The sequence below is a fragment of the uncultured Fibrobacter sp. genome (genome assembly GCF_946062555.1).
Classification (GTDB): Bacteria; Fibrobacterota; Fibrobacteria; order Fibrobacterales; family Fibrobacteraceae; genus Fibrobacter.
This window is the reverse complement of sequence record NZ_CAMGVQ010000031.1, coordinates 14,038-35,804: the sequence shown is the minus strand read 5'-3', so window position 1 is coordinate 35,804 and position 21,767 is coordinate 14,038. Positions and strand designations below refer to the sequence as shown.

At 51.3% G+C, this 21,767-nt stretch carries 21 protein-coding genes; 15 read left to right on the top strand and 6 right to left on the bottom strand.

Going from position 1 to position 21,767, the window contains the following annotated elements; all coding sequences use genetic code 11:
- Positions 1-16: 16 nt before the first annotated feature.
- On the bottom strand, positions 17-421 hold the full coding sequence (locus Q0P86_RS10215; RefSeq protein ID WP_294985074.1) for a hypothetical protein: 405 nt from the start codon (positions 419-421) through the stop codon (positions 17-19).
- 147 nt (positions 422-568) lie between these two features.
- Here Q0P86_RS10215 and Q0P86_RS10210 point away from each other — a divergent pair, with 147 nt between their 5' ends.
- The 4 genes from Q0P86_RS10210 to Q0P86_RS10195 are packed head-to-tail and all read left to right on the top strand — an operon-like array spanning position 569 to position 2,139.
- The gene (locus tag Q0P86_RS10210) at positions 569-1,015 is read left to right on the top strand and encodes a MerR family transcriptional regulator (protein WP_295039226.1); all 447 of its coding nucleotides are present in this window, start codon (positions 569-571) and stop codon (positions 1,013-1,015) included.
- 42 nt (positions 1,016-1,057) lie between these two features.
- Positions 1,058-1,639: a flavodoxin family protein gene (locus Q0P86_RS10205; RefSeq protein WP_295039224.1), complete on the top strand. Its 582-nt coding sequence runs from the start codon at positions 1,058-1,060 to the stop codon at positions 1,637-1,639.
- A 7-nt stretch (positions 1,640-1,646) separates the two neighbouring features.
- On the top strand, positions 1,647-2,066 hold the full coding sequence (locus Q0P86_RS10200; RefSeq protein WP_295039222.1) for a hypothetical protein: 420 nt from the start codon (positions 1,647-1,649) through the stop codon (positions 2,064-2,066).
- Entirely contained in the window at positions 1,999-2,139 is a 141-nt protein-coding gene (locus tag Q0P86_RS10195) for a hypothetical protein (RefSeq protein ID WP_366941287.1), read from the top strand. The genes Q0P86_RS10200 and Q0P86_RS10195 overlap by 68 nt, the downstream gene beginning before the upstream one ends.
- A 70-nt stretch (positions 2,140-2,209) precedes the next feature.
- On the opposite strand, the gene Q0P86_RS10190 is transcribed toward Q0P86_RS10195, so the two are convergent.
- The 5 genes from Q0P86_RS10190 to Q0P86_RS10170 all read right to left on the bottom strand — a co-directional run bounded on the left by Q0P86_RS10190 (position 2,210) and on the right by Q0P86_RS10170 (position 7,820).
- Positions 2,210-3,781 (bottom strand): DUF3943 domain-containing protein, encoded by a 1,572-nt coding sequence (locus tag Q0P86_RS10190; RefSeq protein ID WP_295039220.1) that lies wholly within the window; start codon positions 3,779-3,781, stop codon positions 2,210-2,212.
- 254 nt (positions 3,782-4,035) lie between these two features.
- Positions 4,036-5,451, bottom strand: a complete 1,416-nt coding sequence (gatA, locus tag Q0P86_RS10185) for an Asp-tRNA(Asn)/Glu-tRNA(Gln) amidotransferase subunit GatA (protein WP_294114535.1) — start codon at positions 5,449-5,451, stop codon at positions 4,036-4,038.
- Positions 5,451-5,774, bottom strand: coding sequence for a DUF4321 domain-containing protein (locus Q0P86_RS10180; RefSeq protein ID WP_072980824.1), 324 nt, complete (start codon positions 5,772-5,774; stop codon positions 5,451-5,453). Before Q0P86_RS10180 ends, gatA begins: the two co-directional genes overlap by 1 nt.
- An 86-nt stretch (positions 5,775-5,860) precedes the next feature.
- Complete coding sequence (ung, locus tag Q0P86_RS10175) at positions 5,861-6,538, bottom strand: uracil-DNA glycosylase (protein WP_295039218.1); 678 nt, start codon at positions 6,536-6,538, stop codon at positions 5,861-5,863.
- Positions 6,528-7,820 (bottom strand): class I SAM-dependent methyltransferase, encoded by a 1,293-nt coding sequence (locus Q0P86_RS10170; protein WP_295039216.1) that lies wholly within the window; start codon positions 7,818-7,820, stop codon positions 6,528-6,530. Before Q0P86_RS10170 ends, ung begins: the two co-directional genes overlap by 11 nt.
- 58 nt (positions 7,821-7,878) lie before the next feature.
- On the opposite strand from Q0P86_RS10170, the gene Q0P86_RS10165 reads away from it, so the two are divergent.
- From Q0P86_RS10165 to Q0P86_RS10115, 11 genes are all read left to right on the top strand, one after another.
- Positions 7,879-9,393 (top strand): glycosyl hydrolase 53 family protein, encoded by a 1,515-nt coding sequence (locus tag Q0P86_RS10165; protein ID WP_295039214.1) that lies wholly within the window; start codon positions 7,879-7,881, stop codon positions 9,391-9,393.
- A gap of 120 nt (positions 9,394-9,513) precedes the next feature.
- Positions 9,514-10,638 carry a hypothetical protein gene (locus Q0P86_RS10160; protein WP_295039213.1) on the top strand — a complete coding sequence of 375 codons (1,125 nt, stop codon included), beginning with the start codon at positions 9,514-9,516 and terminating at the stop codon, positions 10,636-10,638.
- 119 nt (positions 10,639-10,757) lie between these two features.
- Positions 10,758-11,012 (top strand): chorismate mutase, encoded by a 255-nt coding sequence (locus Q0P86_RS10155; RefSeq protein ID WP_072980813.1) that lies wholly within the window; start codon positions 10,758-10,760, stop codon positions 11,010-11,012.
- Positions 11,012-12,154, top strand: a complete 1,143-nt coding sequence (locus tag Q0P86_RS10150; protein WP_290996330.1) for a prephenate dehydrogenase/arogenate dehydrogenase family protein — start codon at positions 11,012-11,014, stop codon at positions 12,152-12,154. The genes Q0P86_RS10155 and Q0P86_RS10150 overlap by 1 nt, the downstream gene beginning before the upstream one ends.
- The gene (locus Q0P86_RS10145) at positions 12,154-13,524 is read left to right on the top strand and encodes a 3-phosphoshikimate 1-carboxyvinyltransferase (RefSeq protein ID WP_294114550.1); all 1,371 of its coding nucleotides are present in this window, start codon (positions 12,154-12,156) and stop codon (positions 13,522-13,524) included. Before Q0P86_RS10150 ends, Q0P86_RS10145 begins: the two co-directional genes overlap by 1 nt.
- Before the next feature lies 1 nt (position 13,525).
- The gene (locus tag Q0P86_RS10140) at positions 13,526-14,416 is read left to right on the top strand and encodes an NAD(+)/NADH kinase (RefSeq protein ID WP_294114552.1); all 891 of its coding nucleotides are present in this window, start codon (positions 13,526-13,528) and stop codon (positions 14,414-14,416) included.
- Between the two features lie 165 nt (positions 14,417-14,581).
- Entirely contained in the window at positions 14,582-16,375 is a 1,794-nt protein-coding gene (locus Q0P86_RS10135) for a homoserine O-acetyltransferase (RefSeq protein WP_295039210.1), read from the top strand.
- A 65-nt stretch (positions 16,376-16,440) separates the two neighbouring features.
- Positions 16,441-17,322 (top strand): YicC/YloC family endoribonuclease, encoded by an 882-nt coding sequence (locus tag Q0P86_RS10130; protein ID WP_295039208.1) that lies wholly within the window; start codon positions 16,441-16,443, stop codon positions 17,320-17,322.
- A gap of 184 nt (positions 17,323-17,506) precedes the next feature.
- Positions 17,507-18,247: a hydroxymethylpyrimidine/phosphomethylpyrimidine kinase gene (locus tag Q0P86_RS10125; protein WP_294985125.1), complete on the top strand. Its 741-nt coding sequence runs from the start codon at positions 17,507-17,509 to the stop codon at positions 18,245-18,247.
- Between the two features lie 196 nt (positions 18,248-18,443).
- The gene (locus tag Q0P86_RS10120; protein ID WP_295039206.1) at positions 18,444-19,301 is read left to right on the top strand and encodes a TIGR02147 family protein; all 858 of its coding nucleotides are present in this window, start codon (positions 18,444-18,446) and stop codon (positions 19,299-19,301) included.
- Positions 19,298-21,670 (top strand): FISUMP domain-containing protein, encoded by a 2,373-nt coding sequence (locus Q0P86_RS10115; RefSeq protein WP_295039203.1) that lies wholly within the window; start codon positions 19,298-19,300, stop codon positions 21,668-21,670. Before Q0P86_RS10120 ends, Q0P86_RS10115 begins: the two co-directional genes overlap by 4 nt.
- The last annotated feature ends 97 nt before the right edge of the window (positions 21,671-21,767 follow it).

Sequence of the window (21,767 nt, the reverse complement as noted above, 5' to 3'; positions counted from 1 at the left end):
CCAGGCGGTTGCTTATTTAGTGGTTGGTGTGGACCTCGGCCTTGGCGAGGGTTTGGGCCTTGTACTTGCGTGCGATAATCATCACCGCCCATACGGACGTGATAAATGCCGACATGGCAACACCCACCGTTGACATTTCCCGCACCATCTCGGAAACACCTTCGGGGCTTGTGGCAGCGGTAAAGAAGGGATAACTCCACATGAGTTCTCCGTTCATGGCATGGTCGATAATCAGGACGCCAGTCACGAGCCAGAGCATACGGGCAAGCAGGCGCAGGCTTTTATAGAAGGGCTGCGGAGCGCCAGAAACCGCGGCTTCAAGGTTCCTGGATTCACTTTTGGACTTGTCGGTCTGCTGCAACACGAGGGTTGCGATGGTGGTGACGACCGCTTCGGCCATGGGCACGACAAAACAGCACATAAAATCTCCTTTTGAAAATGTTCTATAAGAAATATAACACCTAGAGTTTACTCTAGGTGTTGGATTCTTGTGAAAAAAGTTGAAAAATTTTATTTAGAGTTGACTCTAACTCTAGTATTTGGGCGAAAATATTTATATTTTGTAAATATGAGTTACTCCATAGGTGATGTCGTCAAGAAGACAGGGCTTTCGGCCCATACCCTGCGTTACTACGAAAAAGAGGGCCTGCTTCCCTTTGTCAAGAAGAACGCCTCGGGCGTGCGGGCCTACAGCGACGAAGACCTTCGCTGGCTTACCATGATTGAATGCCTCAAGGATTCGGGACTGCAAATCAAGGAAATCCGCCAGTACATTGAGTGGTTCAACGAGGGCGATTCCACGCTTCCTCAAAGGCTGTCCCTTTTTGAAAACCGCCGCAAGATTCTTGAAAAGGAAATGGCCCGCCTTACAGTGGTCATGAACAAGATTCGCTTTAAGGAACTCCTGTATCGGGAAGCCGTTCGGGTGGGGAACCTGGACATCGCCACCAACGAAAGGCGGTTCATGCAGCTGAAGAAAAAGTTGTTCGAATCCCCGGACGATTTTGACAAGTAGAATTTTAATAAAGAAACATTTTTTATAACAAAGGAATTTATCATGAAGGTCGTTTTATTCAATGGAAGCCGTCGCGAAAAGGGTTGCACTTATACGGCGCTGAGCCTCGTGGCCGGCGAACTCAAGGCCGCTGGCATCGAGACGGAAATCTTCTTCGTGGGTGGCCGCGTGCTGAAGGGCGAAATTGACGCCGTGGTTCACGAAGCCAAGGAAATCCTTAAAACAGCCGACGCCGTTGTTTACGGCTCTCCGGTGTACTACGCATCCCCCAGCGGCGAGATGCTGATGTTCCTGGACAGGCTTTACGGCATTGCCGAAGCGGAACTGCTCTTTAAGCCCGCCGCAACAGTTGCTTCTGCCCGTCGCGCAGGGACAAGCGCTACGCTTGATGCTCTGAACAAGTATCCGGCATTTGCGCAGCAGCCCATGGTGGCGTCGCGTTACTGGAACATGGTTCACGGTTCTAGCCCTGAAGATGTGCTGAAGGACGAGGAAGGCGTGCAGATTATGCAGGAACTGGGCCGCAACATGGCGTGGATCCTGAAGAGCATCGAAGCGGGCAAGAAGGCGGGGGTCGTGCAGCCTGTTGCCGAAAAGAAAATCTTCACGAACTTTATCCGCTAAAAATACGATGCGCTTGCGTTTTGCGAAGAACAAGAAACTCATGATTACGGCGATTGTCTTATCAGTACTGTTTATTTTAGGAGACGCAGGCGTGTTGTTCTTGAGTCAGGAAAAATTCGGGCATATTCCGCAAGGCAAGCGCCTTGAACGCATCAAGCAGTCGCCGAATTACGATGGCAAGCAGTTCGTGAACGAGGTCGAGACCGTCACCATGACGGGCGACAGGAGCGTGTTTGCCGTATGGAAGGATTTCCTGTTCGGTGACAAGAGTCAGACCGTTCCCGATACCGCAATGAACGTCGTTAAGACGGACTTGCCTGGTGATTTCGCACGACCACTGGGACCACCTGGATTACCGGGTGGTGACGGAACTGGAACCTCGCGTAAAGCGCGTGGTAACTGGCCTCGGCGTGGGCGAGCATTTTGAATACTGGGGATACCCGGTGGAAAAGCTCGTGGAGCTGGACTGGTGGGATTCTTTCGAATTGGGCGATTCTTGAAAACGGGCAGTATAACAAGGACTGGTCGCTCATCCACACCATGCCGGAATACCTGGGCAAGGAAATATGATTATTCACCGAGCAGGTGGAAATTCAGATACAAGGTGAAGGCGTGAATCCTGCGGGACATCGGTTCGGCAATGTCAGAAGAATAGGCGGCCATCTTGACATAGGTGTCGAGACGGTAGCCGATGTCCATCCAGTTCAGCAATTTGTATTCGAGCGCAGTCTTGTTGAGCAACAAAAAGTCCCAGCCGGTCACTCCATAATCGGGAGTGCTTCCTTCGATTGTTTTCATGGCGTCGATGGTCGTCTTGCTGAAAAATTTCCACTTGTTCTTGTAGAGGGTTTCCAGGGTGAGACTGTATTTTACGCCGGAATTGTACTGGTAAGTGTCTTTATCTGGATGGTAGTCGGGGTTGAATTCCTGGATAATGTCGTCGTAGCCCATGTCTGCAGAACCGAGCATAATCCAATAGAGTTGGTTGATGACGCGGAAACGTGTACGCGGGGTTAGCCAGAGTGCGATGTCCATTGAACCGCCTAAAGACAGGGTGCTGACGGTTGCGAGATCGCCGTAAAAGGTGTCGTAGTCAAGGTTGACGGAAAAGTCCAGCCAGTGTCCACGTGCATGAACGCCTCGGTTGATAAGCTTTCCCATGACGTCCAGTTGCAGCACTGCTCCTTCGAAGCCGGTTTCGCTCATGAATTCGACCTGAAAATAATCAAAGGGGCGCTTTACTTTTGTGTAGGGCTTGCCGTATTCCAAGGAAACTGCAAGGAATCCGTGGTGGTCGTTCCATTCGGCATCAACTTCATCGGAATGCTTGCCACCCATGCGGTAGACGGATCCGAATCGCGATCCCATGCCTGTCGCAACGGCGAGTTCGATGGGAACCCATCCCGTGTAAAAGTCGCGATTGCCAAACGCTTTCCGTTGAACATATCCGGCTGGTTCAAGCACGAATGCGGCTAACTGTCTGTACCAGGGAGCACCAGGCTTGTTGTAGGCTACTCGTGAAAGTCTGTAGAGGGCTTCGCCGAACATGGAACCCGCGATCGATGTAGAAATAAGGTCGTTCGGGGCGGGATATTCCGTTTCGCAGAACATTTCCCAGGTGGAACTGCCGAGGGCGGCAAATAGCAGGCTGCTGTAAAATCCGTAACCGCTGCCTCTTGCGGCGGCATAGTACATAGAACCTTGGTAAGGGTGACCGTAAAAGTTGATGGCCCAGTGATTATGATCCCATTTCCAGCCTTCGCGAAAGTTCCTTTTCCAGTAGCTTGGACCCGTGTGCGCATAGTCTTTATCAAGGACATAATAATCCCATGCCCAAACAATCGCGTTTTGACCGAGAAGTTCGGCTGATACGATTAATGGGTTTACGTGGGTGCCATAGAGGCTGTCCTTAGGCACGACAAGGGTGTCTTTTTCACGTTCCATAATGACTGAATCGCCTAAAATGGCGGTGCGAAGAATCCTGGCCTCTTCGATGCTGAAAACAGCGTTTTCGTCCTTCAATTTTTTGCGGATGTTGTCGGGTATGGTAGCAATTTTAACCGAGTCGATCTGCTGTGCAAATAGTGCTCCGCATAGAACGAGAATCGTTGCGGATAATTTTGAAAGGTGTCCGAATAGCATATCCCATATCTAAAAAAGAATTGACTTTGTTTCAAGGATGAGTTTTTGAATTTCCGATAAATTGCTTGTTTGACAAGATGTTTTTTTTCTTTGCAAAAAAGGACTTGTTCCGAAGAACAAATCCTGAAAAGTAATTGTATGATGGAGCCTGCGTTTGGGCGGCTCGTTGAAGTATTACTTGTTCATTTTTTGACGCCTTCGGCGTCCGCTGCGGCGTTCGGTCATACAGCCAAGTGAACTTGGCTGTGCGACACTCACTTTGCAAGCTTCTCAGTTGCTGCGGCGACGCAGAGCAGGTCGGCTTCCATAAACGGCTTACCGATCCACTGGAGACCCACGGGGAGTCCACCGGCCATGCCGCACGGCACGCTTACGCCCGGGAGGCCTGAAAGGTTCAGGCTCACGGTGTAGATGTCGCTGAGGTAAACGGCCATCGGGTCGGATTCGTTCATGCCGCACTTGAGCGGGAGTCCCGGCATCGTGGGGCTTGCGATTACGTCGCAGCTTTCGAAAGCCTTGTTGAAGTCGTCGGTAATCAGGCGGCGGACCTTCTGGGCCTGCACGTAGTAGGCGTCGTAGAAGCCTGCAGAAAGCACGTAGCTTCCGAGGAGAATGCGGCGCTGGACTTCCTTGCCGAAACCTTCGCTGCGGGACTTGGCGTACAGGTCAAAGAGCTTGCGGGCTTCTTTGCTGCGGTAGCCGTAGCGAACGCCGTCGTAGCGGGAAAGGTTCGAACTTGCTTCGGCGGTTGCAATGATGTAGTAGCTGGACACGGCGTAGCTGATGTGCGGAAGGCTGATTTCCTTGAGGGTGGCGCCTTCGGCTTCGAGTTTCTTCAGCATGCCTTCGATAGCAGCCTTGCATTCGGGGGCGAGACCTTCGCCGAAGTATTCCTTCGGGACGCCAATCACCTTGCCCTTGACGCCGGCATCAAGCTTTGCGGTAAAGTCTTCGGTCGGGCGAGTGCTGGTGGTGTTGTCGTGCGGGTCGATGCCGCAGATAGCACCGAGGAGGGTGGCGGTATCCTTAACGGTTGCACCGAAGGGGCCGATCTGGTCCAAGGAGCTAGCGTAAGCCAAGAGACCGTAACGGGAGACGCGGCCGTAGGTGGGCTTCAAGCCCACAACGCCTGTGCAGGCGGCGGGCTGACGAATGGAACCACCGGTGTCGGAGCCGAGCGCACAGGCGACCGTGCCACTGGCCACGGCTACGGCCGAACCGCCACTGGAACCACCCGGAACGCGGGTCTCGTCGAGCGGGTTCACGACCTTACCGAAATAGGAGGTCTCGTTGCTCGAACCCATGGCGAATTCGTCCATGTTGGTCTTCCCGACGATGACTGCACCGGCAGCTTCGAGCTTTTCGATAGCGGTAGCAGTGTAGGGAGCGACAAAGTTTTCGAGAATCTTGGAAGCGGCCGTGGTGCGCGTACCTTCGATGCACATATTGTCCTTCACGGCGACGGGGATTCCGTCGAGGGCGCCCAGTGTCTTGCCTTCAGCACGACGCTTGTCGGATTCGGCTGCCTTTTGAAGAGCGCGTTCGTTCAATACGCTAATGTAGGCGTTCAAGTTCTTGGTAGATTCAATCTTATTAAGAGATTCTTCGGCGAGCGAAACGGCGGTAGCGCCGCCAGCCAACTTAGCTTGAAGTTCGTCAATAGTAAACATTACCTTTCTCCGGACCATTTCATGATGTAGATGCCGATAATCATGCCGATGACACTGACCACGTTCAGTTTGATGCCAAAACCGAGGGCGAGCTTGACGAGGTAGAGGTCAAGAACCACGGGCTCGGGCTTGTCGCCAAAACCGATGTTGAAATTGAACGACGACACGAAGAAGTTGTGGACCACGTTGTTGTATCCACCCGCGTTCATCAGTTCGCCAAGCTGGCCGAACAGCACCCCGAGGCATTCGCCCAGGATTCCGCCGATAATCAGGCCCAGCACAATAAACAGCAATAAACGGCCAAATGTATTCTTGCGATTCATGATATTTAATATAGAAAAATGATTAGTAAATTTTTTGAATTAACCTATCGTCTTTCGTCTGTAGGACCAATGGTCCTTTCTTTAGTCTATCTAATGCTCCAGTCAATGGGCTCGAGGTCCTTGCTTTTTAGATATTCGTTCGCCTTGCTGAAATGTTTACATCCAAAGAAACCGCGATAGGCGGAAAGTGGACTGGGGTGCGGGGCGGTTAATATCAGGTGCCCACGGTTTTTCGCGACCAGTTCCTGTTTCTTGATGGCGAAGCTGCCCCAGAGCAGGAATACCAGGTTTTCACGGTTTTCGGACAAACGCTTGATGATGGTATCGGTGAACTGCTGCCAGCCGATTCCGGCGTGGCTTGCAGCCATGTGCGCGCGCACCGTGAGTGATGCGTTGAGCAGTAAAATTCCCTGGTGAGCCCAGCTTTCGAGGTTCCCGTGTGGCGGCGGGTTGATTCCCAGGTCGTCGTGGAGTTCCTGGAAGATGTTCACGAGCGAGGGGGGCGGCTCGATTCCTAGGGGCACCGAGAAGCAGAGCCCGTGAGCCTGTCCCGGATTGTGGTAAGGGTCCTGCCCGATAATGACTGCCTTGACCTTGTCGACCGGGCAAAAATCGAGGGCCGCAAAAATTTGGGATCCCGGTGGGTACACCACGTGGTGTTCCGCCTTTTCTTGTAAAAGCTTTTCCTTGATTTGCTTGAAGTAGGGCTGCTCGAATTGGTCGGCGAGCAGGTTCAGCCAGGATTCTTCGAGTTTAACGGTCATTTGTTACCTTCTTCGCGAGTATGGCGACTTTTTCACCATAGGCGCGGGTGTAAAAAAGTGTGGCGGATTCTTTCCCCTTGGGCTTGAGACGCTTGATTTCGGCGTCGGGATCTAGCTTGACGCCGCGGAGCTTGAGCGTGATTTTGCCGATATTGTGTTCCTTGAGCATCGTGCGGACGGCGCCCGTTGCAATTTCTGCGTGGGCGATGACTTCGTAGCAGGAAAATCCTGGTGCGGGGAGCGGTATGCTACTGGTGACGTAGGCGATACCTTCTGAAATCAGGTGCGCGCTCGGGTCGTAGGCGAGGGCCGCTGCGTTAAAGAGGTGACTGCGGATAAGGACCGGTGCGGGTTCGGCGATATACTTGTCAAGTTCCCCTAGCGGAAGGTCGCTCTTGCTGGTTGCTGTGCGGTAGGTGCGGTCCTTGCCTTCGAGGCTGTCGTTCTTGTCGAGCTTTTCCTGAAGGTCGTCATCTAATGTTTCGAGGGAACGGTCGCGTTTGCGGCACCATTCGACGAGTGTTTCGCCTGATTTTCCGATGATGACGGCGCGGATGGTGTCTGGATTCTTGGCGAGCGCGCCGAACAGCACGAGGCATTCGCGGCAGTCGCTGTGGCCGCCCAGATAAAGGATCTCGGTTCCGTCGGGAATTTCCGCAGGCGGGTATCCGGGCGGGAGCTTTGCCATGCCGCCCTTGTAGCGCTTGCTGATTTCGATGACTTCTTCGAGTGTGGGGGTTAGGTTTCGCAGGTCTCGCTGGTTTTCACCTTCGAGGGCGCGGCGGGCAGGGTCAATGGTGAAGTAGTCCGCCGATTTATCGACCGAGCGCACATCTGCGCACAGCGTATCGATGTCATTTTCGATGGCCAGCATGTTGTAGCGGTACATGGCGAGACGGTTCTCGTCGAGGTCCACCCCGGTAATTTTGAGCGAATGGGGGAGAAATAAGCTGTCGCCTCCCATGCCGCAGCACAGGTCGTTTACAGAACCTTCGCTTGGCCAGAGTCTTGACTTCCAGCGTCCGATATCTTTCGCGGAGCTCTGTTCCAGGGCGAGCCTGTCGCAAAGTAGAAATTTTCCCTTGCGTTCTGTGTCGTCAAAGAACTTTTCGCGGAACTTGGGGACTAGCGCCATATAGTCCATGATGGCAGCGCGTTCTTCGTTGCTGTAGCCGTCCTTGTTCAGACGGGTCGAAATCTGAAGAGCATCCATTCTCTTGGATAGGGCTTCTTCGATAAAACCCTGAACACTTTCGGATGTCAGCAAATTCCACAGTTCCATACGCTAAATTTACAATTTTAACGGGACTGTTATTTCGTTTTTTGCTTAAATTTAGGGTATGGGATATCAAATGGGTTATTTTGAAAAAGGGGCGGCGTGTGCCCTATGCCTTGCCGTAGTATCGTTTCTGGGATTACAGGCCTGCGGTGGCGATTCCGGTAATGCTGCTGATTTTGATTACGAGGTGGTTCAGTCTTCGGCGAGTGTTCAGCGGGACACGATTCCTGTAGATCTATCGGCTAGTTCTTCGGCAGACTTTTCGCTATCGTCACCTGATGCAACGCTTTCTTCTGCAGAGCTTTCGCAATCTCTTTCTTCATCGGCTTGGCTGACTTCTTCGTTTACCCTTTTGCCTGCTTCTTCGGCGTCGGATCCTCGCGCCTCTTTTGGGCGTGAGCTTTCCTCGGCGATGCTCCCTCCGCATTCCTCGGATTCGAAACCGCCTCGTTCTTCTGCGTCGCGGCCTCCTCAATCTTCCGCGTCGCAACCGCCTTCTTCGTCTGCGGAACCGCCGCTTGATTTCAGCTTTTACCGTGGCGCGGACATTTCTACGGTGCAGGAATATGAACGCTTTGGTGCGAAATTCTACGATGTTGACGGAACTGAGAAGGACGTCTTTTCGCTGCTAAAAAATCACGGATTCAATGCCATTCGCCTAAAGACTTTTGTTTCGCCCAAGGCGCAGTATGGCTATGCGGCGCAAGGCTGCGATCATGATGCCGAGGCCTATGCCGACAAGGAACATGTCGTTGCGTATGCCCAAAAGGTGAAGGCGGCGGGAATGGCTTTCCTCCTCGATATTCATTATAGCGACAACTGGGCCGATCCGGGTAATCAGGTGATTCCGAGCCGTTGGCGCGGCGTGCAATCCTCCGATGCGCTTGCCGATTCCGTTTACGACTATACCTACGATCTAGTCAGCGCGCTCAAACAGGTCAATGCGACACCCGACATGGTGCAGATTGGTAATGAAACCACTCCTGGAATTTTGATTCATGTGCCGAACAGTCAAACGAATTGTTGGGGCGACAATGTCGACAAGGCTCCGACGGGCATCAACGGTGATATGGGAACATCTAGCGGAAAGGCGAATGCGGCCAAGTACTTTAAGGCGGGAATCCGTGCGGTCAAGGCGGTTTCGCAGGATATCAAGACGGTTCTGCATATTGAGGGCATTCACAAGACGTCAACCGTGAACTGGTGGATGACAGAAATCTTCAAGAACCAGAAGGTTCCTGCCGATGTGATGGGTTTTTCGGCCTATACGGCTTATGGCGACGGACAGCCTGACAGCTGGCAAGGGTTGTTTGAGAGTCTTGCTTCGGAATACCCGGATCTTGAATTTATCGTGGCCGAATACAACGGTGGCGATGCGAAAAATCACTACAAATATGACGGCTCGCGCCGCCGTACCGATGAAATGGTGCGTAGCCTCGACCGCTGGATAGGGGCGTTCTTCTGGGAACCGACCATGTACGGTGAGTGGGGTAGTGCCCTTTTTGATTGGCGCGATGGAAATCTTTATGCCAATCAAGAGGCCTTTGACGAATATAAAGATGACGCCCCTCACTGAAAATCGTCATTCTAGCTAGCATTGAATATAAATCGTCCGAAAGTGTAATCTTTTTTGAACGATGTAAGAAAAAATGTTATATTCGTGCCGTATAACTTAATTTGGCTCACAGGAGTGAATATGAAGAAGAAAATGATGCTTGCGACGGTTCTGTCCTTGGCACTTTCCGCTTTTGCACAGAATGATGGCTATGCCGAATATGCCCAGCCTCAGCAGGGTTACGGCCAGCCGCAGCAGTACAACAACGGCTATGCTCAGCCGCAGTCGGCATATGGTCAGCAGCAGTATAACAATGGCTATGCCCAGCCTCAGCAGGGTTACGGCCAGCCGCAGCAGTACAACAACGGCTATGCTCAGCCGCAGTCGGCATATGGTCAGCAGCAGTATAACAATGGCTATGCCCAGCCTCAGCAGGGTTACGGCCAGCCGCAGTATAACAACGGCTATGCCCAGCCGCAACAGGGTTACGGTCAGCCGCAGCAGTACAACAACGGTTACGCCCAGCCTCAGCAGGGTTACGGTCAGCCACAACAGTACAACAACGGCTACGCCCAGCCGCAACAGGGGTATGGCCAGCCACAGCAGTACAACAACGTCTACGCCCAGCCTCAGCAGGCATACGGCCAACCCGCACCCCAGCCCAAGCAGAAGACGGGTATGTCTTTGCAGACACTCAATTTCGTCATGCCTTTTGAACACGAAACTTGGGATATGAACAGTGATGGTCCAGGAGATGCTGACTGGAGCTCCTTTGGCTTTGAATTCAGCTGGACCCGTTATCGTGTGAACGAAAGCGGTTACTCTTCTGTGTTCGGCTTGACTTTGGGCTATGTTACAGGCGTAATGGAACCGGAACGTGTTAAGAAGGATCTTGACTTGGGTGGTATGGACTTCAACATGAAGTTTGGTTGGGGTATGGCTCCCGTGGCAAATGATGTCATTGTCGCGATGCATGTCTTGATGGGTCTCGATTTCAAGCTGATCGAAAATGAGGACGACTATCCGGGCGTTGAATACTCCGCATTCGTTTTTGACGTGCTGCTGGGAGGCGACTTTATCGTCGTTCGCCGCTTGACGGATAATTTTGGCATTATTGCCGGTGTCGATGTGACGACGAATCTGTTTGGTCTGGGAGCGTTCTCCTATGACCGTAACGACGATTATAGCGATGACAGCTGGGGAATCAGCTACCTCTTCTCCGGAATCAATGTGGTTCCGCATGTCGGCGTAGCCTTCATCTTCTAATCGATAAATACGCGCTTTTCAAGAGCTGGCTGGCCGCGGTGCCGGTCGGCATTTTGTTTTGGCGCCCTTCGGGCTGGAGTTCTAGGCTCCCTAACTTTGATTTTGCTACATTACGCTATATGAAGATTGAAGACTGGCGAATTCGCATCGATGAATTGAACGACGAGATTATTTCGCTCCTGAACAAGCGGGCGTCTTATGCGACTGAAATCGGTAAAATCAAGAAGGAACAGGGACTCCCGGTTTTTGACCCGGCGCGAGAAGATGCTGTTCTCGAGAAGGTTTCTACGCTGACCAAGGGACCGCTTACGCCCGAGTCTATCAAGAATATCTTTAGGGTCATTATGCAAGAAACCCGGAAGGTGGAGGAATAATGCGGATCACCTTCGTTGGATTTGGACTCCTGGCGAGTTCCGTTGCCGCCGCTATCAAGCAGGCGAAGTTGCCTACGGTGGTGCGTGCGGTGAGCAGCCCTGCAACACTTGCGCGGGCGAAGGAATTGGGACTTGCTGACGAATGTTTCGGCTACGACGAAATTACGGACTGGGCGCCTGGTTCCGATATGATTTTGCTGTGTGCTCCGATTCTGCATATTCTGCATACGATTGAAAATTTGGCGCAGATGGACCTGTCGGCGCTTTCTTCGCAGCCCAAAATCTTGGTGAGCGATATCGGCAGTACCAAGGTGGAAATCTGCAAGGCGGGGGCCAAGCTGCCGAAGCCGTTCGTGTTCGTGGGAAGCCACCCGATGGCGGGTTCCGAAAAGCGCACCCTTGAATACAACGACCCGTCAATTTTTGAAAATGCCTACTGGTTCGTGTGTCCGCCCGAAGGCGTGGAGGAGGCCGATTACAAGTCGCTTCTGGACCTGATTTCTTTTGTCGGGGCAAACGCGGTTGTTTTTCCGCCGGAACATCACGACCGGACGATGGCGTGGGTTTCGCACATGCCGCAGATGCTTGCGTCGACACTGGCGGCGAGTATGCCGGAGCGCCTGGTCAAGCCGAGCTACCAGCATTACGCGGGCCGTGCCTTTAGGGACATGACGCGCATTGCCGCATCTGGCTGGAATATGTGGCACGATATTGCGGTCACTAACCGCGACCAGACGGTGCTTGCTCTGCGCGAGGTGCGCGAGGGGCTTGACAAGACCATCAAGGCCATGGATCATTTGCAGGTGGTTTCTGACGGTAAACCCGCCGCCGATGACCGTGCCGGAGAACTGGAATCGGTCTTTAAGGCCGGGAACGAAGGTCGCGCGAGTCTTTTCGAAAAGGGCCGAAATGCGGCCGCTGCGTTCTCTGAAATTACGGTTCCCCTGAAGGATGTGCCGGGTGCCTTGCTGCAGGTGCTTTCTCCGCTGGCACAGAACAACTTGAATATCCGCGATATCGAATTGATGAAGGTCCGCGAGAATATTGCGGGAACGTTGCTGCTTGCTTTCAAGACTCCCGAAGAGGCCCGCCGTGCGGTCCAGATTTTGAAACTACTCGGTTACGATGTAAAGGAACGCTAATGGAATTTATCTTAAATCCCGATCGCGAACGCATGGAGCTTGCGCTGGTGATGGCGCTCCTGGTGAATGGCCGTACCGTTTTCGAAGATTTTTCGTTTGCCGCCGGTGTTGAACCTTTTGCCGAGGCCCTCAAGGAATTCGGACTTTCGTATGTGCAGCAGGGGCACCAGCTGGTGCTCGAAGGTAAGGGCTTCCAGTATGCGCTTCCGAGCATGCTCCCGATGGACATGAGCGAATCACGCTGCGTGATGCTTTGGACGCTTGCCTCGAAGGACGTGGAACAGATTTACACGTTTGCCGCCGAAGAGGACGAGGCGGGAATAGCGAAAATTGCGTGCGCCAAGGAGATGTTGCAGAAGTATTTCAAGGTGAAGCCCGTTTCCGATGAGGCGGCAAAATTCACGTTTACCTTTGCGGCGGAAGATTTGCCGATTAAGAAGGATTCGCTCGGAAACATTTCTACGGTGATGCGCAACAGGATCCTTTTGCGGACGTTGATTCGCGGCGAATACATCTCGTTTGAGGAAAAGGGTTCGGTTCATGACCAGTGGACCAAGATGCTTGCCTATTTTGGCGTAAACCTGAAGTACGAAGGCCGCGGCATGGAACAGCTGACGGAGCTTGAACGCCGCATGATGATGGCGCGCGGCCAGAAGATTGAACGTACGCAGTTCACGGAGCTTTCGGAAACGCAGGTGATTACGGGGCGCGACTACTACATTCCTGGCGATACCACCGAGGCCATGGCGTTTGTGTTGCTTTTAACGATTGCGGGCATTCCGAAGAATACCGAAGTTTGTCTAAAGAATGTGGATCTGAACAGTTCGCGCGCCGGTGCGCTTACTTGCCTGAAGCGTATGGGCGGAAATTTCGAGACAGTGAGCCGCCGCGAACGCTTTGGCGATGTCTATGGCGATGTGATGGTTTATCCGCTGGCATCGGGGAAGCGCCTGCAGGGCCGCCGCTTTTCTGAAGATACGATAGCGACGGGACTCGAGGAATATCCGTTCCTTGCGGTGGCGGCCTGTTTCGCCGAGGGCGAAACGATCCTTCGGATTCCGAAGGAAATCCGCAAGGAAATGCGGGCGCGCAATGAAGCCCTCGCCGAAAACCTGCGCAAGACCGGTGCAGAAGTCGGTGTCTACGACGATGGCCTCGTCATCCGCGGACTCGAGACGATTGTGAACGGGAGTGACTTTGACGGGGGTGAGGCACCGGAGAATGGCCTCGCCCTTTCGGTGCTTTCAATGGCGCTCGAAAACGACGAACCCGTAGCGAATGTGGAACTGGTGGAACGCACTTATCCGGGCGTGTTGCAGAAGCTTGGTCAGATGCTTGAAATGGCGACGGCAAAGCCGGAGGAATCGTAGGATGAAAAAGGACTTTCACTTTCGGACAATTGGCATCGTGGGCTGGAAAGACAAGAGCCCTGATTTGGCGCTTGCGCTCGACGTGATTTCGGCGTGGGCGACGGCGCATCCGCAGGTGAAATTTTGCGCTCTGGAAAACCTGAAGGGAATCGCCCGTAAGCCGATCAAGGTGGTCAAGGAAAGTGCTCTTTGCAAGTCGGACTTGCTGCTTGCTATCGGCGGGGACGGCACGGTGCTTTCGGCGGCGCATATGGCGCTCGGGCACGACACGCCCATCTTGGGCGTGAACGCGGGTCGAGTCGGTTTTTTGGCGGAAACGCGTGTAGAGGACCTTACACAGACCTTGGATAGCCTGTTTGCGGGGGACTTTTCGACCCGCGAGCGCATGATGATCGATGCGGTCGTTTACCATGGCAAAAAACAGGTCGCCAAGCAGACGGTGTTGAACGAGGTGCATGTGCGTGCGCACGCGCCCGAACGCATGGTGAACGTGAGTGTTGCCTACAACGGTACCGCCCTTACGGATTATTGGGCGGATTCTCTGCTTGTTTCTACGCCGACGGGTTCTACCGCTTACAACTTGGCGGCCGGCGGCCCGATTATCCATCCGGCGACTCCTGCCGTGGTGCTGACTCCTGTGGCGCCGAGCAGCCTTTCGGTGCGCCCGCTGGTGTTGTCGCTTTCGTCCAAGAAATTGCAGATGAAGTCGGCAGTTGACGGTCCGCTGGATTTGGTTTTCGACGGGCGTACGTCAATCGTGTTGAAACCGGACGATATCGTGACTCTTTCCGAAAGTAAGTCGGTGACGACTTTTATCCGAATGCGCCATACGGGATTCGTTGGCGCCCTTCGTGAAAAACTCGGCTGGACGGGAAAGCCCCGACAAGTCTGATTGTAGTGGATTTTTATGAAAATGGAGCTGGGTTTGACCCGCTGAAATATGTTCCTATAACTTGTTATAGGTTTTTCCTATACCTTATGCGCATAATGGTTTTTACAGGAGGCTTATACTCCGTAAAATCATCCTATTTAGCCCTTTTTTTCTAAATTTATGCGTATGAGTGAATTTTTGCATAAAAACAGCGTCGGTCCCGTAGTTCCCCAGACCTTTGAAAAGGATTATGGTGAACGGGGCTTTATGTTGGAGTGTGGTAAGACGCTCCCGGCGTTGACAATCCGTTACGAAACATACGGAACTTTGAACGCAGACAAGAGCAACGTGGTCTGGGTGTGCTCCCCGTTGACGGCAGATGCCCACGTGGCAGGCTACTATACCGAAAACGATAAGAAACCCGGTTGGTGGGATGCCCTGATTGGCCCCGGAAAACCGATCGATACGGACAAGTTCTTTGTCGTTTGCAGTAACATTTTAGGTGGTTGCAAGGGCACTACTGGCCCGGCTAGCATCAACCCGTGCACCGGCAAGCCCTACGGCAGTACCTTCCCGATGATTACCATCGGCGATATGGTGAATGCCCAGCGTGAACTCGCCAAGGGACTCGGTATCGATCAGCTCTGCTGCGTGATTGGAGGTTCCATGGGTGGTTTCCAGGCGATGAAGTGGGCTATCTACTATCCGGATCTCGTGCGTCGATGCATTGTGATTGCAAGCTCTCCGCGATTCAGCAGCCAGGCTCTCGGTTTTGAAATCGTCGCCCGCGACGTGATTACCCAAGACCCGAATTTTAACGGCGGCGACTACTACGAATCGGCTCACCCTGATGTCGGTCTTTCGAATGCCCGCAAGTTGGCGCACATTACCTACCTCAGCGCCGTGGGCATGGAACAGAAATTCAAACGCGCCCAGGACCAGGAAAGTCGAAACCATGCGGTGACTTATAGCACCCCGTTTGATCTTGACCTTCCGCTAGAAAGCTACCTGCGTTATCAGGGAGCGAAGTTCGTGGATCGTTTTGATGCAAATAGTTACTTGTACATAGCGCATGCCACCGACAGCTTTGACTTGGAAACCGAATACGGTTCTCTTGAAAACGCATTCAAGGGCGTGAAGGCGGAATTCCTGAACGTGAACCTGAGTACAGACTGGCTTTTCCCGCCGCACGAATCGCGTCGTATTACAAGCGCTCTCTTGAATGCAGGTAAAACGGTTACAAGCCTTGAGCTCGACACTCAATTTGGCCACGACGGGTTCCTCATCGAAGTCGGTGACCTCGGAAAGGCCGTAGGCCGTTTCCTCGACAGTAAAATTATCCCGACCGCGACGGATACGCAGGTGATGCCGGTATTCCACGACACCGAAGACTTTGACTACATCGGAAGCCTTGTCAAGGAGAATAGCAAGGTGCTTGACCTCGGCTGCGGTAACGGCGAACTTCTGGACTACTTGAATAAGAAAAAGCATGTTGAAGTCCTCGGCATCGAGCGCAACTTCAAGAGCATCATGGATTGCCTTGAAAACGATGTGCCCGTCATCCAGCGCGACCTCGACGAAAGCGGAATCAGCGACTTCAAGGACGGAAGCTTCGATTACGCCATCATCAACCGCACCATTCAAGAAATCCGCGACCCAGTCGCCCTCTTGAACGAGCTTCTGCGTGTCGCCAAGCGAGCTATCGTGACCTTCCCGAATTTCGGTCACTGGACAACCCGCGGAAGCCTGATGCTGCACGGTCGCATGCCGAAATCCAAAGAATTGCCTTACGAATGGTATGACACGCCGAACATCCGCCTTTTGACGGTGAAGGATTTCCATACCCTTTGCGACAAGGAAGGCCTGAAAATTGAAACCATCAGCTACCAGAACGAACACAAGCTCAGTAAGTTCCTGACCGCGATCGGTTTCGCAAACTTCGGCGCAGAACATGTGATTGCTATGATAAGTAAGAAATAGTTGCAATGTCATTGCGAGGAATGCAGTGACGAAGCAATCTATTAATGAATGCAAAAGGATTGAATATGGCTATTTTATCGATGACGGGGTTTGGAAAAAGCGAGTCCATGTACCAGGGCGCAAGCTGCGTAATTGAAGTCCGCAGCGTGAACAACCGCTTTTTGGACATCTCTTGTAAGTTGCCCAAGAACTTGGCCTACCTTGAGAATAGTTTCAAGAATCAGATTAAGGACAAACTGGTCCGCGGCTCTGTCATCTTTAGCGTGACGCTCGGCGCAGGCACCGGCGGAAACATTCCCGTTTCTTACAACGAAGCAGCCATCGCGAAGTTCGTCGACATTACACGCGCCATGCAAAAGAAATTCGGTATTACGGGCGAAATCAAGCTGGAACACGTACTTGCACTCCCCGAAGTGCTGCAGTTTACTGACGCCGATGCGGACTCTGAAGCACTCGAAAAACATTTGGCAGCGGAACTCGACAAGGCTCTTGACCGGGTGAACGAAATGCGTGCCAAGGAAGGTGCAAACCTCGCCCGCGATCTCGAAGGCCGCGTAAATCATTTGAACGCTGTTCTCGACAAAATCGAAGTCCTCGACCCCCAGCGCATCGAAGTCTGGAAAGACAAGTTCAAGGAGCGCATCAACGTGCTCTTGAAGGATAGCGAAATCGACGATGTACGCCTGCTGCAGGAAGCCTGCATTATGGCCGACAAACTCGACATCCACGAAGAAATCACCCGCTTCCGTAGCCACAATAAGTTGTTCCTAAACGCTCTCAAGGAAGGCGGCGCCCAGGGCAAGAACCTCGGTTTCATTCTGCAAGAAATGGGCCGCGAAGCCAACACCCTCGGCACCAAGTGCCAGAGTGCCGACATCGCAGCGCTTGCCATCGAGCTCAAGAACGAAGTCGAATGCATCCGTGAGCAAAGTTTAAACATCGCCTAAGGCGAGCGTCGCGGGCAAGCTTGCTTGCCCATGACTGAGCCGAGCGAGATGCGCTACAAGGTGGCGCCACATCGCCTAAGGTGAGTGTTGCGGCGCATGGACTTGTTCAATTCGCCATGACCGAGCCGGGCGAATGAGGAATGCTGCGGAGTGGGTGTTTGGGCAAAAAAGGAATGGGTAAAATATGGGTGAAAAACTGATTCACGCTTTGACAGTGGCTGGCTTCGACGGTTCTGCCGGGGCGGGCTTTATCTCGGACATCAAGACGATGTCGCATTTTGGCGTGTATGGCCAGGCGGTCTGCACCGCGCTCACGCAACAGAACGAAGAGGAATTCGTGGCTCCTGGCTGGGTCATTTGGGACCGCATCGAGGCACAGCTCGAAACTCTTTTTAAAAAACACAAGTTTAAGTACGTAAAGATTGGCCTTGTGGAAAAGGCTCGCACGCTCAAGCGTATCGTTGAATTTGTCCGTGAAAAGTCGCCAGATGCATTCATCGTGTGGGACCCCATTGCAAGCGCTTCTGCGGGCTTCCACTTTATGCGCGATGCAGAAAAGTTCCTGCCGATTATGAAGTCGATTGACTTGGTGACACCGAATCAGGATGAGTACAGCTATCTGGGGCTCGGACTTGCGGAATCCCGCGGTGAAATCCGTATGGGTCATGATTTTGCGGTACTGCTAAAAGGCGGCCATGCTCACGGCAAGGAATCAATCGATACCTTGTGGTACAAAGATGAACAATTCAAGTTCAGGAGCCCGCGGCTCCCCGGCAAGGGCAAGCACGGCACCGGCTGTGTGCTCAGTTCCGCAATCCTTGCAAATGTGGCGCTCGGCAAAGATGTTCCTGCCGCTTGCGAAATCGCCAAAAATTACATGAATGAATTTCTCCGGAGCGGGGAAGGCCGGCTGGGATTTGTTTGAAATTTTTTCACGGACTAGCGCGGATGTTCAGCCAGGATTTATATCCTGGCTTTGCTGTTTTTTTTGGTTTTTATATTCCAAGTTAGAATATAAAAATCGGCTAAAATTACATAAAACGATGTTTCTGGGTTATTTTTTAAATTATTTATATTCTGATTGTTGTAAAATTTTGTGGATTAATGTATATTCGTGACAGATGAAACCTGTTACTGAATATATGGATTATCGGGAGTATATCCGCGATTATTATACCGAACGCAAGGCTTTCGGTTTTTCGTGGAATGCCTTTGCCTCAAGTGCAGGTTTTTCGTCGCCGGTGTTTTTGCAGTATGTTTGCGAGGCTAAAAAGAACCTGAGCGAAAAAACGGCATCTCAGGTAGCGTCTGCCATGGGGTTGGTCGGTTACGAGGTGGATTTTTTTAAACTCCTGGTCGCCTATGGCAATGCGAAGGACGATAAATCGAAAAAGGCTGTACTGGGGCGAATTAGCGTTTTTGCTGAAACACATAGGGTGCGTGTAACCGGAGCCGATGAGTATGAGTTTTTCAAGTCATGGAAAAATTCTGTTGTCCGTGAAATTGCTCCGGCGCTTCCAGGAGCGACGCATAAACAACTTTCGATCGCTAGCCGCCGTCGGATTCCGACTGCAGAAATAGCAAAGATCCTTGATTTTTTATTGCAGTCAGGTTATTTAGAAATAGATGAAAATGGGTGTTACCACCAGGTCAACCGTTCCTTGAAAATGAGCGGAGAGCAGAATACGATTCGAAAATCGGTGGCTCGCGACTTACAGCGACAGATGACGGAGCTTGCACTAGATGCCCTTGAAAAAGAACCGGCTGAAAATCGAAACATGACTGGGGTTACATTGGGTATAACCCGCGATAAGTATGCCCAGATTGTTCAGGAATTGGCCGAATGCCGCCGCCGTATTGTGGCGATAGCCGCATCTGACGATGCGACCGAAGAAGTTTACCGATTGAATATGCAGCTGTTTCCGCTGACCGACATCGGTTCTGTGAATTCAACTTCCACCAGCAGGAGGAAAAAATGAAAATTCAAACTAAAAAACAAACCGTCATTGCTAGGAATGTCCCCCCGATGCGATCCATTGTTGCAATGTTTCTTGTAACGCTACTCCTTGCTGCTTGTGGCGATGACAATAAAAATGCCGGTGGAACTGTCGAAGACGGCGAGGTTGTCGCTATCGTCGACAAGACGATTTCGGGTGTGTCGCAGAAAGGCCCGTTCGTGAATGGATCAAGCGTGACCGTACAGGAACTCAATGGCAAAACATTGGCGCAGACGGGTCTTGGCTTTGAAGGTAAAATCAAGAATGATTTAGGTGAATTCTCCGTAAAGGTGAATAAACTGGAATCGCAGTATGCGCTTTTGAAGGCAAACGGCTATTATCGTAATGAGGTGACAGGTGATAAGTCGAAGGGACAGGTAACGCTCTACGCCCTTACCGACCTCAGCAACCGCGATGAGGTGAATGTGAACCTGCTGACGCATCTGGCTTACGAACGCTCGCTGTATTTGGCAACGGTCGATACTTTGTCTGTAGCAAAGGCGAAAAAACAGGCCGAAGCAGAAATTTTCAAATCTTTTGGAATAGAGGGAAATTTTGCGGCCGCCGAAGACTTGAATATTTTCGGAGCTGACGACCAAAGCGCAGCCCTGCTTGCCGTGAGTATTTTGATGCAGAGCGATTTGTCCGAAGGCGACTTCAGTGAACGCTTGGCGGATTATGCGGCCGATATTGAATCTGATGGAATCTGGAATGATGCGAAGACTGCGACTGAAATTGCGGATTGGGCGAATGCATTGTGGCTTCGCTCAGGACTAGCGATAATTCGCGAAAATATCGTCAAGTGGGATCTTTCTGCAGATGTGCCTGCGTTCGAAATGTATGTGAATAATTTCTGGTGGCAAAATTATGGTCTTGGAATTTGCGATGCAAAACGCGAAGGTGAGGTGCTGAAAAATCAGAACATGGCCAGCGTTAATGCGGACGTATATTATATCTGCAAATCTAATTTGTGGCAGGTCGCAAGCGGTATCGAGAAAGATACTTACAAATGGCTAGACCCGGCTGTAAAACACACTGAAAAAGATGGCGATGTCCGTTACGGTGATGTTGTCAAGACCAATTGCTATGTGTTTGAAGATAAAATGTGGCGTAGCGGCAACGCAAACGATTGCTCGCTTGAATTGCGTGGGTGCACGGCATTGCGTCAGGATATGGTTGGCTTGGGGGTTGATAGTGTGTGGTATATTTGCGATGTGAAACAGTGGCGTAATGCGACGAACATTGAAAAAGATACGGCGACATGGGGTGCCGGAGAATTTGATGGCGAAGTTCGTGTGGGACAAACAAATGAAAACATCTATTACATCTACGAAATAAGTAAAAAAGCCTGGCGTCCTGCGACGACTATAGAAAAAGACACTTACGATTACAAGAATAATAAGGATTGGATAGACGGCGTAGGTGGCGAAATCAAAAAAGGCGAAATTACAGGCATAATTTACGTGTTTGGTAATGCGAATTGGCGTGTTGCTGATGATGTTGAAAAGGTGTTAGGCGGATGCGTGACTGCAATACAGGATTCTGTAGGCAAAGTTGGAAACTCCTATTACATATGCAATCATAATCCTACAAAATGGAATGTAGCGACAGTGTTACAGTATGATACCTACAAACAGATATGTTCGGAATTTGGTCAAATCGTTCATGGAAATGTAAATGCCGATTATGCGTATTTTTGCTATGGTGATGAATGGAAACGTTTTTATGGGAACGAAAATATTGTTTACGGAAAACTGCTTGATAAACGCGATGGACAAATATATCGTACGGTAAAAATAGGCGAACAAACATGGATGGCGGAAAATCTGAATTATTCGGATAGTAGGAATTATCCAAGCATGCTTGGAGGTAATTGGTGTTATAATAACGATAATGATAGTTGTGAAAAATATGGTAGATTTTATAATTGGAGTGCAGCAGTAGATTCAATATATTGGGTAAGCAAGGGAAAAAAATATGAAAGATATTATGGATTTCTTGATATGCCGACAAATGTACAAGGTATTTGCCCTGATGGATGGATGATGCCTTCTAGTAAACAATGGAATAAATTGAGTGAAACGATAGAACAAGTTTATGATATTCAAGCAAAAGGCTTCAATGTGTGGGATAATGCTACTGATTTCTTTGGGCTTGCGATGCTCCCTGCGGGTGAAGTTAGAAATGATGATTTAGATTATGGTATGTGGACAAGTCCTTATTATACTATGTTTTGGAGCGTGCCGGAAATAGGAACAAATTTTATCGTATCCATAGATGGTGCTTGGATAGAAGATTCGTCAAAATGTGGAGGAGGATGCTCGGTTCGTTGCGTCAAAGATGAGGAATAGTTCTACTTTGTTCTTCAAAAGAAACTGCTATTCCTTTACCCCTTCTTCCCGCTGATTTCGTTCTTGAGCCACTTGGTCAATTCGTCTTCGGCGGGTA

Bases quoted from the DNA above. Each gene is read 5' to 3' on its own strand.
- Q0P86_RS10215 (WP_294985074.1), bottom strand. From the start codon at position 421: ATGTGCTGTTTTGTCGTGCCCATGGCCGAAGCGGTCGTCACCACCATC.
- Q0P86_RS10210 (WP_295039226.1), top strand. From the start codon at position 569: ATGAGTTACTCCATAGGTGATGTCGTCAAGAAGACAGGGCTTTCGGCC.
- Q0P86_RS10205 (WP_295039224.1), top strand. From the start codon at position 1,058: ATGAAGGTCGTTTTATTCAATGGAAGCCGTCGCGAAAAGGGTTGCACT.
- Q0P86_RS10200 (WP_295039222.1), top strand. From the start codon at position 1,647: ATGCGCTTGCGTTTTGCGAAGAACAAGAAACTCATGATTACGGCGATT.
- Q0P86_RS10190 (WP_295039220.1), bottom strand. From the start codon at position 3,781: ATGCTATTCGGACACCTTTCAAAATTATCCGCAACGATTCTCGTTCTA.
- gatA (WP_294114535.1), bottom strand. From the start codon at position 5,451: ATGTTTACTATTGACGAACTTCAAGCTAAGTTGGCTGGCGGCGCTACC.
- Q0P86_RS10180 (WP_072980824.1), bottom strand. From the start codon at position 5,774: ATGAATCGCAAGAATACATTTGGCCGTTTATTGCTGTTTATTGTGCTG.
- ung (WP_295039218.1), bottom strand. From the start codon at position 6,538: ATGACCGTTAAACTCGAAGAATCCTGGCTGAACCTGCTCGCCGACCAA.
- Q0P86_RS10170 (WP_295039216.1), bottom strand. From the start codon at position 7,820: ATGGAACTGTGGAATTTGCTGACATCCGAAAGTGTTCAGGGTTTTATC.
- Q0P86_RS10165 (WP_295039214.1), top strand. From the start codon at position 7,879: ATGGGATATCAAATGGGTTATTTTGAAAAAGGGGCGGCGTGTGCCCTA.
- Q0P86_RS10160 (WP_295039213.1), top strand. From the start codon at position 9,514: ATGAAGAAGAAAATGATGCTTGCGACGGTTCTGTCCTTGGCACTTTCC.
- Q0P86_RS10155 (WP_072980813.1), top strand. From the start codon at position 10,758: ATGAAGATTGAAGACTGGCGAATTCGCATCGATGAATTGAACGACGAG.
- Q0P86_RS10150 (WP_290996330.1), top strand. From the start codon at position 11,012: ATGCGGATCACCTTCGTTGGATTTGGACTCCTGGCGAGTTCCGTTGCC.
- Q0P86_RS10145 (WP_294114550.1), top strand. From the start codon at position 12,154: ATGGAATTTATCTTAAATCCCGATCGCGAACGCATGGAGCTTGCGCTG.
- Q0P86_RS10140 (WP_294114552.1), top strand. From the start codon at position 13,526: ATGAAAAAGGACTTTCACTTTCGGACAATTGGCATCGTGGGCTGGAAA.
- Q0P86_RS10135 (WP_295039210.1), top strand. From the start codon at position 14,582: ATGAGTGAATTTTTGCATAAAAACAGCGTCGGTCCCGTAGTTCCCCAG.
- Q0P86_RS10130 (WP_295039208.1), top strand. From the start codon at position 16,441: ATGGCTATTTTATCGATGACGGGGTTTGGAAAAAGCGAGTCCATGTAC.
- Q0P86_RS10125 (WP_294985125.1), top strand. From the start codon at position 17,507: ATGGGTGAAAAACTGATTCACGCTTTGACAGTGGCTGGCTTCGACGGT.
- Q0P86_RS10120 (WP_295039206.1), top strand. From the start codon at position 18,444: ATGAAACCTGTTACTGAATATATGGATTATCGGGAGTATATCCGCGAT.
- Q0P86_RS10115 (WP_295039203.1), top strand. From the start codon at position 19,298: ATGAAAATTCAAACTAAAAAACAAACCGTCATTGCTAGGAATGTCCCC.